Raw genomic sequence first — 12560 nt, 5'->3', positions numbered from 1 at the left:
CGTGGGTACGGCCCGCCACTTCGTCTGAGCCCAACATCTGTGACGACCCGTCAGTGAAACGTGTTCTCATTTTGCACCCGGATTGCTACGGTGCCCGCGCCCCGCACCCGAAGCCGAAACCGTAGCCGGACACCGGGAGGCCGACCATGCGCGCCCTGATCGCCGCGGCCATCGGACTCGCCGCAGCCCTCGCCCTGGTCCTCACGATCACCGCGATCGGCGTCCCGACAGGAAAGACGTCACCGAAGCCGCTGATGACCACCGTCCCGCAGCACCCGTGAACACCCCTGACCAGGAAGGGGACGCGACCCATGCGACGCAGAGCCAGCCTGATCCTCCTCGGGCTCGCCGTCTTCTTCACCGCACTGTCGCCGCTGATCCGCTGGTACGCCTTCCCGCGCCTGGCCAGGATCCCGGCCAACCAGTACGAAGTCATCGTCCTGCAGGCGAAGAACGCCACGCTCCTCAACTACACGACCATGACCCCGCAGAAGGTCTCCCAGGTCAATATCGTGGAGACGCTGCGCGGCAACGTCCAGGAGGCGAAGAAGGTCAAGCAGCAGACCGGGCGTGACGTCGTGGTGTGGGACGCGCTGTCGTACGTCGCCGACCCGCAGGGCAACATGGTCTCCGAGATCCCCGAGCGCTATGTCTTCGATGCCCACTCGCAGGCCCCGGTCCACGCCGGCGGCGAGAGCGTGGACGGTGATCCGGTGCGCCGCCAGGGGATCGAGTACAAGTGGCCCTTCCTCACCCAGAAGCGTGACTACTACTACTTCGACGCCCAGACCCGCACCTCGGCGCCGATCCACTACAAGGGAACCCAGACCTTCCGCGGCCTGAAGGTGTACTACTTCGAGCAGACCATCCCGTGGACGCGCGTCCCGGTACCGAAGAAGATGCCGCTCGGCGTCACCCCCGCCGTCGTCCAGGCCGCCGGCATGGAGCGCTGGTACACCACCAAGCGGATGTTCTGGGTCGATCCGACGACCGGCGCGCCGGTGAACGGCGAGGAGATCCACACAGAGGAGATGCGCTACACCGGCCAGCCGGACCGCAAGCCGCTCATCGCCTTCTCCGGCGACGTCAAGATGCGCCCCGACTTCGTCGACGCCACCGTCAAACTGGTCAAGAGTGAGCGCCAGTTGGTGCTGTTGCTCACCAGCTACCTCCCCTGGGGCTTCGCCGGCCTCGGCGGCGCCCTGCTCGTCCTCGCCCTCGTCCTCGAAGCCCGCGGCAGGCGACCGGGCGGCGCTGTGGAGGGGGACGACCCGGCGGCCGCCCCCGGCCCGCAGCCGGTGCCGGTCTGACCCGCCCCGCAACACCGCGGCCCGTCAGCCCCGGGGCCCGTCAGCCGCGCCACCCGTCAGTCGCGGTCGCAGACGAAGATCGCGGTACCGGGCAGCAGCGCCCCGCGCAGCGGCGACCAGCCACCCCACTCCTGATCGTTCCACTGCGGCCACTCCGGCTCGACCAGATCCACCAGCCGGAACCCGGCGGCCGCGATCTCCCGCACCCGGTCGCCCAGGGTGCGGTGGTGCTCCACGTAGACCGCGCGGCCGGCCTCGTCCTGCTCCACGTACGGCGTCCGGTCGAAGTACGAGGAGACCGCCGTCAGCCCCTCCGGCCCCGGCTCGTCCGGGAACGCCCACCGCACCGGGTGCGTCACCGAGAACACCCAGCGCCCGCCCCGCCGCAGCACCCGGTGGACCTCCCGCATCACCCGCGCGGAATCGGCCACGAACGGCACCCCGCCGTACGCCGAGCACGCCAGGTCGAAGGAGCCGTCGGCGAACGGCAGAGCGCCGGCGTCGGCCTGCACCAACGGAAAGCCCGCACCGATCCGCCGTGCATGGAGCAGCTGCCGGTGCGACAGGTCGAGCGCGACCGGCCGTGCGCCCTGCGCCGCCAGCCAGCGCGAGCACTGCGCCGCCCCCGCGCCGATTTCGAGCACTGTGCGGCCCGCGAGCCGCACGGCCGGCCCCAGCAGGGCCGCGTCCTGCTCGTCCAGCCCCTCCGGGCCCCACACGAAGCGGTCGTCGCCGAGGAACGCCCCGTGCTCGGCCTGGTACTCGTCCGCGTTGCGGTCCCACCAGCCGCGGCTGGCGCGGCTGCTCTCCGTGGTGCCCGCGCCGCGCCGCGTCGCCTCGGGTTCAGGCTCCGGTCCGGTGGAACGTTCCTCGCGGAACCCGTCCGACATGGCATCTTGGATCATCGCGGCAGTCGTCGTACTCTCTTCGTCGGACCTGTGGCCGGTGGCTGTGCCGGGTATGGGCCGGTGCGTCCCAGGTGTGCTCTTCGCGCATTGACCATGCCCGGCTGCCCCCGTATGCTACAAGTTGCGCTGCGGGCCTGCGCACCTCGGACGGAGCAGGCTGCGCTCGCATCTGTTGCAGACCCCTCGGTTGTTGAGGCGACGCCGAAGATTCCATATCTCGGATTCTCGCCTTGAAGCTGTCCGGAATCGGCAGAAGCGATACGGGCTCCCGGCGTAGCAGTACCTACGACTTTTGTCCGTACCGGAGTCCTTTCCCTAATGACGAGCAGCACCGAGGCCCCCCGTACCACCCCGCAGGTGGCGGTCAACGACATCGGTTCCGAGGATGCCTTCCTCGCCGCGATCGACGAGACGATCAAGTACTTCAACGACGGCGACATCGTCGACGGCGTCATCGTGAAGGTCGACCGGGACGAGGTCCTGCTCGACATCGGTTACAAGACCGAGGGCGTCATCCCCTCCCGCGAGCTTTCGATCAAGCACGACGTCGACCCGAACGAGGTCGTCGCCGTGGGTGACGAGATCGAGGCCCTGGTTCTCCAGAAGGAGGACAAGGAAGGGCGCCTGATCCTGTCCAAGAAGCGCGCTCAGTACGAGCGTGCCTGGGGCACGATCGAGAAGATCAAGGAAGAGGACGGCATCGTCACCGGTACCGTCATCGAGGTCGTCAAGGGCGGTCTCATCCTCGACATCGGCCTGCGCGGCTTCCTCCCCGCCTCCCTGGTGGAGATGCGTCGCGTCCGCGACCTGCAGCCGTACGTCGGCAAGGAGCTCGAGGCGAAGATCATCGAGCTGGACAAGAACCGCAACAACGTGGTCCTGTCCCGCCGCGCCTGGCTCGAGCAGACCCAGAGCGAGGTCCGCCAGACTTTCCTCACCACCCTGCAGAAGGGCCAGGTCCGCTCCGGCGTCGTCTCCTCGATCGTCAACTTCGGTGCGTTCGTCGACCTCGGCGGTGTCGACGGTCTGGTGCACGTCTCCGAGCTGTCCTGGAAGCACATCGACCACCCGTCCGAGGTCGTCGAGGTCGGCCAGGAGGTCACGGTCGAGGTCCTGGACGTCGACATGGACCGCGAGCGCGTCTCCCTGTCGCTGAAGGCGACCCAGGAAGACCCGTGGCAGCAGTTCGCCCGCACCCACCAGATCGGCCAGGTCGTCCCGGGCAAGGTCACCAAGCTCGTGCCGTTCGGTGCGTTCGTACGTGTGGACGAGGGCATCGAGGGCCTGGTCCACATCTCCGAGCTGGCCGAGCGCCACGTGGAGATCCCGGAGCAGGTCGTCCAGGTCAACGACGAGATCTTCGTCAAGGTCATCGACATCGACCTGGAGCGCCGCCGCATCAGCCTGTCGCTGAAGCAGGCCAACGAGGCCTTCGGCCCCGAGCCGACCGCCGTCGAGTTCGACCCGACCCTGTACGGCATGGCCGCGTCCTACGACGACCAGGGCAACTACATCTACCCCGAGGGCTTCGACCCGGAGGCCAACGACTGGCTGCCCGGCTTCGAGAAGCAGCGCGAGGAGTGGGAGCGCCAGTACGCCGAGGCGCAGCAGCGCTTCGAGGCGCACCAGGCGCAGGTCATCAAGTCCCGCGAGGCCGACGCCGAGGCTGCGGCCGAGGCGGGCGGCGCCGCCGCTGCCCCGCAGGGCGGTGCCGGTGGCGGTTCGTACTCCTCGGAGTCGAACGACACCTCCGGCGCCCTGGCGTCGGACGAGGCGCTCGCCGCGCTGCGTGAGAAGCTCGCCGGCGGCCAGAGCTGACGCACGGTTGACGCCTGAGCAACGGAATGCATGAGGCCCGCCCCCCGAACGGGGGGCGGGCCTCATCGCTGCTGTCCGGCCCGTGCGGCCCGTGCGGCTTGCCCGGGCTGCTGGGCGCTCATCCGCCCTGGTCGATGGCGGGCGGGGCGTCGCCCGGCCCCGTGCCCCAGTGCGACGGCCGGTCGCCGACGGTGTAGCCGAGCGTGCCGGCCGACCGCAGGTCGGCGCTGGTCACGTAGGTGGCGGAGCGCCCCTTGCCGCCGACCCGCACCGACTGCACATACCGCCTGGTGTCCGAGGTGCCAGGAGCCGTGATCGTCAGATGTCCGCTCGGGTAGTACGCCGGGTCGAGCGTGATGTCGATGCGCGGGAAGGCCGGCGTGGTCAGCCCCCAGACGGGCGCACCGGGCGTGACCGGGTACAGCCCGAGCGAGGAGAGCACGGCCCAGGACGCCATGGTCCCGAGGTCGTCGTTGCCGGGCGTGCCGTCCGGCCGGTCGGTGTAGAGGGTGAGCGCCGCGTGCACCACGTCGTTGGTCTTCCACGGCTGACCGGACGACAGGTAGGCATAGGGGGCGTCGATGTCCGGTTCATTCTCCGGGTTGTAGGTGTCCTCGCCGTAGTACGAGGTCGGATCGTTGACCCAGACGCTCCGCGCGGTGCCCGCCGGATCGCGCACCAGGCGGTCGTAGGCGAAGAAGGAGTCCAGGCGGTCGTCGGCCGCACGCTTACCGCCGATCAGCCGCATCATGCCGGGCATGTCCTGCGGGACGAGCCACATGTACTGCCAGGCCGTGCCCTCGTGGAAGCCGGAGCTGTCCTTGGGGTCGGAGGGGCCCACGAAGTTTCCTTCGGCATTCCTGGCCCGGAACCAGCCGGTGTTGTCGTCGAAGACGTTCCGGTACTCCCGGCCGCGGGCGAAGTAGCGGTCCGCGTCGGAATCATGGCCGAGACTGCGGGCCATGGTGCCGAGCGCGGCGTCCGCGAGCGCGTATTCGAGCGTCACCGACGGGCCGTGGCCGTAATCGAAGTCACCCGGTTTGTGCGGGGCGCTCGCGTCGAGCGGCACATATCCGTTGCGCAGGTAGGCCGGATTGCCGCCGCGTCCCTCGAAGGGGGACGCGGCAGGGGGAACGCCGTCGGCGTTCTTCCGCAGTGCCTGGTACGCCTCCTCCTCGTGCCCGCTCAGCAGCCCCTGGTTGTAGGCGTTGACGAGGAACGGTGTCACCGGGTCACCGGTCATGGTGTTGGTCTCCGCCGTGGCCAGCCCCCATTTGGGCAGCCAGCCGCCGTCCTCGTTCACATGGAGGAGGGAAAGGGCCATGTCGTGCATCTCGGCCGGCGCGAGGAGCGACAGCAGCTGCGCCTGGGTGCGGTAGGTGTCCCACAGCGACCAGTTCTGGAAGTAGGTGAAGCCACGGGCGCGGTGCACCCTGTCGTCGTAACCGGTGTACGAGCCGTCGACGTCGCTGCCGGTGTTGGGCGCGAGGAGCGAGCGGTAGAGCGCCGAGTAGAAGGCGCGCAGCCGGCCATCCGTGCCGCCCTGCACTCTGACTCGTTCCAGTCGCTGCTCCCACGCCTGCCGGGCCGCGGCGCGGATGCTGTCGAACGAGCCGTGGCCCTCGGCGGCGAGATTGCGGCGGGCCCCGTCGACGCTGACGTAGGAGAGCGCGGTCGTGGCGGTGACCACCGGGTCGTTTCTGGTGTCGAACCGGACGTACGCGCCGCGCAGCCCGCCTCCGCTGGAGCGGGACGATCCGTCGGCGAGCGCGTCACCGCTCCACGTGCCGTGGTCGGCAAACGGACGGCTGAAGCGGGTGACGGTGTAGACGGTGTACGGACGGGTGTCCTGGCAGAAGCCGCGCCCGGTGATGGAGGCGGCCACGGTCTGGTCGTCGAGGACGGTCACGGTGCTGGAGACGACGGTGTGCAGCGCCTGCCCGGTGTCGATCATTACGTTGGCCGTGCGTGTGGCGGGGAACGTGTAGCGCTGCCAGCCGGTGCGGGCGGTCGCGGTCAACTCGGCGGTGATGCCTCCCGCCAGACGCACTCGGTAGTAGCCGGGTGATGCCTGTTCGTCCGAGTGCGAATACGCCAGCGCGTAGCGGGCGTTGTCGGTCGAGTCAACGGCGCCGGTGGTGGGCAGGACGGGCAGGTCGCCGCCTGCTCCGCAGCCGACACCGGACAGATGCACCGCGCTGAACCCGCGAATGCTCGACTGGTTGTAGTCGTATCCGCTGGTGGCGCCGGTGTCCGGAGACATCTGCACCATCCCGAACGGAACGGTGGCGCCGGGAAAGGTGTTGCCCTGGTCCTGGGTTCCGATGAACGGGTCCACGAGGCCGGTCAGGTGACTGGCCGTCGGATCCACCTCCGCCGCCGGCGCCGTACCGGGCAGCACGACAGTGCCGCACATAAAGAAAGCCGCAGATGCGGCGACTACGGGAGCCCGGAGGCGATGACGAAATGATCTCACTCTCTTACCATGCGTCAATGCCTCACGCCCCTCGGTGATGACATCGATGTCAGATCGCGGGGTGTCGCGCGGCTCAGGGAATGTCAGTGCCGGGGCGTACGTTAGTGAAGGGAACAGCACGGAGGGGCGATAACGGTGCAGGATCCACGGGAGTTGTACGAGTTCGAGCCGGAGGGTCTGGCTGCGGTGGAGGCCGCGGCCGCCGGAGGGCTGGTGCTTCTGTACCATCTTGAGGGCTTCATCGACGCGGGGGACGCGGGGGAGCAGCTGATAGCCCAGCTCCTCGGCGATGGAGGCGGTGACGGCGGGGAGCGCCGTACGGTCGCCCGTTTCGATGTGGACCGGCTTGTCGACTATCGCGCACGCCGTCCGCTGATGACCTTCCGGCGCGACCGCTGGATCTCCTACGACAGGCCCGAACTCGCCCTGCACCTGGTGCACGATGCCACCGGCACACCCTTCCTGGTGCTCTGCGGGCCGGAGCCGGACGTGGAGTGGGAGCGGTTCGCGGGGGCGGTGCGTGGTCTCGTCGAGCGGCTCGGCGTGCGGATGACGATCAACTTCCATGGCATACCGATGGGCGTGCCGCACACCCGGCCGGTGGGTCTGACCCCGCACGGCAACCGGACGGACCTGATGCCCGGCCACCGTGGGTGGTTCGACGAGGCCGAGGTGCCCGGGAGTGCGGAGTCGCTGATCGAGCTGCGGCTGTCCGAGGCCGGACACGATGTGCTGGGGGTCGCCGCGCATGTGCCGCACTACCTGGCACGCTCACCGTACCCGGACGCCTCGCTGGCCATTCTGGAGGCGGTGACGGCGGCCACAGGGCTGGTGCTGCCCTGGGCGGCCCATGCGCTGCGCGCCGAGGCACACCGGATACGCGCCGAGGTCGACCGGCAGATCACCGAGGGGGACGCCGAACTGGTCACCGTGGTGCGCGGCCTGGAGACCCAGTACGACGCGCTGGCGGGAGCGACGGGCCGCGAGAGCTTGATGGCCGAGCCTGTCGACCTGCCGACCGCCGACGACCTGGGAGCCGAGTTCGAACGCTTCCTCGCGGAGCGGACGGAACGGGAGGGAGACGGCGGCTGAGCCGCGGCCGCGGTGATCGGATAGCGTGGGTGGCGTTCCGGGGTGAGCGGAGGCGTGACCATGCTGTCGGTGGGTCTGACGGGCGGGATCGGGTCGGGCAAGAGCACGGTGTCCGAACTGTTCGCGTCGTACGGAGCGTTGGTCATCGACGCCGACCGGATCGCACGCGAGGTCGTCGAGTTCGGCACGCCCGGACTCGCCGCAGTGGTCGCCGAGTTCGGCGACGACGTGCTGCGCGCCGACGGCACCCTCGACCGCCCGAAGCTCGGCGCGATCGTCTTCGGTGACCGGGCCCGGCTCCAGGCGCTCAACGCCATCGTGCACCCGCTCGTCGGCCGGCGCTCCGCCGAGCTGGAGGCGCAGGCGGGTCCGGACGACGTGGTGATCCACGACGTCCCGCTCCTCGCCGAGAACGGCCTCGCACCGCTGTACGACGTCGTGGTGGTGGTCGACGCCGCGCCGCAGACGCAACTGGACCGGCTCGTGCGGCTGCGCGGCATGGACACCGACGAGGCCCGCTCCCGGATGGCCGCACAGGCCACGCGTGAGCAGCGGCTCGCCGTCGCCGACCTCGTGATCGACAACGACGGGCCACTGGATGCGCTCGAACCGCAGGTGAGGAAGGTCTGGGAGCAACTGCGCGAGCGCGGCGCCGATGTCAGCCGCCGCTCCAGGCGATCTTGAACACCCACGCGTACTGCCCGGCCATCCGGGCCGCCGCCGGGACCTGCACGGTCAGCGTCTCCCCGTCGAACTCCCAGTCGAGCGGCTGGTTGTAGCCGAGCATGGTCACCTTGTCGCCCTTGCGGACCGGCACGGGAGCCTGGACGACGAGAGTGGAGCCGGGGTCCCCGAGCGAGCTGATGTAGAACGCCGGGTTCCGTGGGCCCTGCCTGATGGTGAAGCGCAGGTTCCCCAGCTGGGCCATCTTCGACCAGTACGTCGTCCCGTAGACCGACTCACCGTTGATCGCGAGCCATTGGCCGGTCTGGCGCAGCCGTGTCCGCATGATGTCGGGGATCGTCCCATCGGCCTTCGGGCCGATGTCGAGGAGGAAGTTGCCGTTCTTGCTGACGATGTCGACGAGCGTCTGCACCACCTGCTCGGCGGTCATGTAGTCGCTGTCGGGCGTGGCGCTGTTGTACCCGTACGAGAACGGGTCGAGGCCGCGGCTCGCCTCCCATTTCGCCACCACCGTGTTCTTGTACGTCGTGTATTCGGGGGTGGTGAAGTCGTGTGCTGCGATGCCGCCGCGGTTGTCGTACGTCACGTCCTTGGGCATCGGGCGGTTCTTGGCGTGGTTGAGGTAGTCCGCCATGGTGTGGAGGCTGTCGTTGACGCCGCCGATGTCGAACCAGATGATGTCCGGGTCGTAGCCGTTGATCAGTTCGAGTACCTGGGGCGTCTGGTAGTCCGCGACGTAGTCGTTGACCGGGATGTAGCCCGTGTACGGGACCGGCTGCAGGGTGTAGGGGTTGCGCGGCGCATGGCCCATCCAGGGATTGGCCGGGTTGAACCACTCGGGCAGTGAGTAGTACAGCCCGTTGTGCAACTGCGGGGTGTAGGTGCGCGACGCGTCGAACAGCTCCCTGACCAGGTCGCGGTGGGGACCGAGCTTGACCGCGTTGCGGTCGGTGACCTTGGTGTCCCACAGCGCGAAGCCCTCATGGTGCTTGGAGGTGAGCACGAAGTACTGGGCGCCCGCGTCGCGGAAGAGCTCCACCCAGCTGCGCGGGTCGAAGCGCTGTGCGGTGAAGCGAGGGATGAACTGGTCGTACGCGAAATCCTCGCCGTAGGTCTGCTTGTGGTAGGCGTACGTGGGGTCGTTCGGGTCCTGCATGTGGTCCCAGTACCACTCGGCGTACTCCTTGCCGACCGGCCCCCATGCGGGCACCGAGTAGACGCCCCAGTGGATGAAGATCCCGAACTTGGCGTCGTCGAACCAGTACGGCGCCTGATGGGTCTCCAACGAGACGTCGGTGGGCTGGTAGTCGGGGGTGCCGAGGGTCAGCCCGGTCTGCAGGGCCGCGGCCTGTGCGCCGCGGCCGGTGACCGCCACCGTGCCGGTCCGGGCGGTGCCCGGCGCCGTGCCCGGGGTGCTGCGTATGCCGATCCGCACCCGCGCCTCCTCGCCGGGGGCGAGGGTGGTGATGGAGGCCGGGGTCACGGTCCTCGCGCCGTCGACGGTGACAGCCGCCTGCACCTGGTCGGAGGCGTCGATCCATACGCTGCCCGCGTTGACGACCGTCGCTTCGACGCTCTGGGTGCGTGGATCGAGCAGGGAGTTGGTGGATGCCGCGGTGCGCAGCATCAACGCCCGTCCCTGGGCTGTTGGTTGCAGGGTGAGCGCAAAGATGTGCATCGACGTGGTGTTCGCCGCCGGCTGGGCCGTGGTGGGCAGGGTGACCGCGACGGCCTTGCGGCTGGGGTCGATCCACAACTCGGCGGTGGAGATGGAGACCGGGTGCTGGTCGGTGCCGGTGGGGGTGTATCGGAACGTCGCGTTGACGGCCCCGGAGCCGCCGCTGGAGTACCAGTCGGGGGCCGTAAGATCCGCCTGCGAGGTGGAACCGTCGGCGTAGCTCACGGTGACGGTGCCGGAGGCGTCCCCGTAGCTGCCCGCGAGCAGGAACTGGGCGGACAGATAGGTGCCCGGAGCCGGCAGCGCGATGTGCTGGCCCAGCGCCACGACGTTGTTGTCCGACGTCGCCGAGGAGGAGAAGGCGAACGGCACGCCGCCGATCGCGGTGGTGCCGGAGGGAAGTTGCTCGCCGGGGAAGGCGTATCCCGATCCGTCGAAGTTGCCGTCGTGGGTGGTCGCGGTGTCGATCGCGTTGTTGTTGAAGTAGCTGTCCAGAGGTACGGGTACGGCCGGAGGCACGGAGCCCCATGCGGTTCCCGCGCCCGGGTCATCGGTGGTCTGTGTCATGCGCGCGTCGGTCGCAGCGGGCGCAGCCAGTGCGCTCCCGCCGGTCGCGAGGGTCGTGGCGACAGCCGCGCCCAGGGCCGTTCCGAGCACCTGGCGTCTTGGCAAATCCTGCATGTGCCCTCCTGTACGGATGCAGTCATCCGATGACTGATACTCGGGAGGGCTTGGTGGGGTGTCAAGATGCTGCGCAGAACTGGATATCGGCTTAATACATCTGATGTTTGGTGGTGGTCACCACAGGTTCTGCTTCGCCCAGGTGGGATCGCCGTCGTAGGGGTGATAGGCGTCCAGGTTGTCCTTGGCCGGGTGCGCGCGTCCCGCCGGGCCGACGGCGAAGGCAAGGAAGAGATTGGATGTCACCCGGCGGGTGAAGTCCGCGGTGTGCGGAGGGATGCGGTGGCTGCCGTCGCCCTTGAGCGACTCGACCCAGCGCATGGTTCCGGTGTTGAAGACCCCGGCCCCGCCGCGGGTGGTGTAGTACGCCGAGTCCGAGAAGGTGCGCACCCCGCGGCAGACCAGCTTGGAGTGGGCGATGATCTCGATCGGACGCGGCGTGTTCCCGCCGGAGTTGACCCGGTCGTACTCGGTGCCGACGAGGTTGGGGAAGCTGGTTCCGGCCTTGACGCCGGTGCCTTCGAACAGCCAGTGGCCGGGTTCGGCGACCACATAGTCGGCGGAGGTCGGATTGGACTCGTACAGCGTGCCTGTCATCGAGTTCTCGGGATGCGCGCCGGGCGGCTCACGCCAGTCGGTGGTGACGGCGGCGTCGTCCTTGCCGTACATCGGGTCCTTCATCCAGTCGGTCTTGTAGCAGACGACGAGGCGGCGGTCGCCCGCGGAGGTCGGCTCCAGGCGGATGCGGCGGAAGCACGCGTTCGCGCCCAGGAACGCCAGGTTGGTGCCGGCGTCGCGGGCCGCCGTCACCCGCTGGCGCATCGCGGGCGTCCAGTACTCGTCGTGGCCGAGCGAGACCACCGCGCGGGCGCCGTGCAGCAGGCTGGGATCATGGTCGATGTCCATGCTCGTCACATAGGCGAGCGGCAGCCCGAGCTGTTCGGCGAGAGCTATCGCCGGCTGCTCGTAGGTGGTGAACAGCAGTGCGCCATTGTCGTCGAACGGGCGGTCGCAACTGACCGCCAGGGAACGGTTGGCATAGTCGGACGAGCCGCCCGGCCCCTGATAGAGGCTGTGCCCGCCCCAGGTGTTGTACGCCTGCCAGGTGGCGACCGAGTTGACGATCACCAGGCGGCCCTCAGTGGAGCGGGAGCGCACGGTGACCGGCACATAGCGCTGCTCGCCCGAATCAGCGGTCAGGCGTATCAGATAGGACCCCTCGGGCCAGCCCCGCGTCGATATCTCGGTGCTCGGCTGCCAGCCGGCCGCCACCGTACGGGTCGAGCCCGCCGGCGCGGGGACGCGCTGCGCTCTCGATGCCACGCGCTGCGACGACCAGACCCTGCGCGCCTGGGCACCGCCGTACCAGCCCATCCGGTAGGCGTCGGCCCGGAATCCCGTCGATGTGGTGGAGACATGCAGGCGGAACGATTCGCCGGGCAGGACGCTGGCCTTGTCCGCATAGCCTTCGACGGCGCGGTCCGAGCCTCGGTGGTGCAGGCGCCAGTCGGCGTCGCCGGGCAGTTGGTTCTCGGCGGTGACGGCTGCGCTCGAGGCCGGCGATGCGATCGCCTGGACCGATGCGGCGCCGTCGGGGTGCGTGCCGCAGCCCGCGACGAACGCTCCCGCTCCGACCCCGGCCGCCGTGCCGAGGAAATGCCGTCGGTTCCAGTCAGGCCTGGCCATTGGTCCGCTCCGTTCCGTGGCCCTCACACACGAGTGAGTGTTCCGTGGCTCTCACACACGAGTGAGTGAATCCGTGCCGAAGTGGTTGCGTCCCTTGTGAGTCGAGGGTAGCTATGCCGCGCCGAACTGGCGCGCGGGGGCGGATGAGATGCTCTGCATACGAGAACCCGCGGCGAGTGCGGCCGGAACAGCCTCAGTGCTCATGGAGCGGTCATGGAACAGTCATG

At 69.0% G+C, this 12560-nt stretch carries 9 protein-coding genes; 5 read left to right on the top strand and 4 right to left on the bottom strand.

Going from position 1 to position 12560, the window contains the following annotated elements; all coding sequences use genetic code 11:
* The first annotated feature begins 146 nt into the window (after window positions 1-146).
* Window positions 147-281 (top strand): SPW_0924 family protein, encoded by a 135-nt coding sequence (locus NGB36_RS12895; protein ID WP_255920365.1) that lies wholly within the window; start codon window positions 147-149, stop codon window positions 279-281.
* Window positions 282-311: 30 nt separating this feature from the next.
* Window positions 312-1310 carry a cell envelope lipid trafficking protein PgfA gene (gene pgfA, locus NGB36_RS12890; protein ID WP_255920364.1) on the top strand — a complete coding sequence of 333 codons (999 nt, stop codon included), beginning with the start codon at window positions 312-314 and terminating at the stop codon, window positions 1308-1310.
* A 56-nt stretch (window positions 1311-1366) separates the two neighbouring features.
* Here the strand turns inward: pgfA and NGB36_RS12885 are convergent, their stop codons facing one another.
* Window positions 1367-2200, bottom strand: coding sequence for a class I SAM-dependent methyltransferase (locus NGB36_RS12885; RefSeq protein ID WP_372509430.1), 834 nt, complete (start codon window positions 2198-2200; stop codon window positions 1367-1369).
* Between the two features lie 336 nt (window positions 2201-2536).
* Here NGB36_RS12885 and rpsA point away from each other — a divergent pair, with 336 nt between their 5' ends.
* Complete coding sequence (rpsA, locus tag NGB36_RS12880; RefSeq protein WP_255920362.1) at window positions 2537-4036, top strand: 30S ribosomal protein S1; 1500 nt, start codon at window positions 2537-2539, stop codon at window positions 4034-4036.
* Window positions 4037-4154: 118 nt separating this feature from the next.
* Here rpsA and NGB36_RS12875 read toward each other — a convergent pair whose 3' ends face one another.
* Window positions 4155-6452, bottom strand: a complete 2298-nt coding sequence (locus NGB36_RS12875; RefSeq protein WP_255920361.1) for a GH92 family glycosyl hydrolase — start codon at window positions 6450-6452, stop codon at window positions 4155-4157.
* A gap of 195 nt (window positions 6453-6647) precedes the next feature.
* Between NGB36_RS12875 and NGB36_RS12870 the strand changes: the two genes are divergently transcribed.
* Window positions 6648-7604 carry a PAC2 family protein gene (locus NGB36_RS12870; RefSeq protein WP_255920360.1) on the top strand — a complete coding sequence of 319 codons (957 nt, stop codon included), beginning with the start codon at window positions 6648-6650 and terminating at the stop codon, window positions 7602-7604.
* Between the two features lie 60 nt (window positions 7605-7664).
* A complete protein-coding gene (coaE, locus tag NGB36_RS12865) occupies window positions 7665-8288 on the top strand; it encodes a dephospho-CoA kinase (protein ID WP_255920532.1) in 624 nt (207 codons plus the stop codon).
* On the opposite strand, the gene NGB36_RS12860 is transcribed toward coaE, so the two are convergent.
* Both NGB36_RS12860 and NGB36_RS12855 read right to left on the bottom strand, forming a co-directional pair.
* Complete coding sequence (locus tag NGB36_RS12860) at window positions 8263-10647, bottom strand: alpha-L-fucosidase (protein WP_255920359.1); 2385 nt, start codon at window positions 10645-10647, stop codon at window positions 8263-8265. The two genes, coaE and NGB36_RS12860, sit on opposite strands and share 26 nt — an antisense overlap.
* 117 nt (window positions 10648-10764) lie before the next feature.
* Entirely contained in the window at window positions 10765-12333 is a 1569-nt protein-coding gene (locus NGB36_RS12855) for a N,N-dimethylformamidase beta subunit family domain-containing protein (RefSeq protein ID WP_255920358.1), read from the bottom strand.
* Window positions 12334-12560: the final 227 nt, after the last annotated feature.

The sequence above is a fragment of the Streptomyces humicola genome, assembly GCF_024436035.1.
In the GTDB taxonomy this organism is placed as follows: domain Bacteria; phylum Actinomycetota; class Actinomycetes; order Streptomycetales; family Streptomycetaceae; genus Streptantibioticus_B; species Streptantibioticus_B humicola.
Note: the sequence above shows the minus strand (reverse complement) of the source record. Positions and strands in the feature narration are given on the sequence as shown.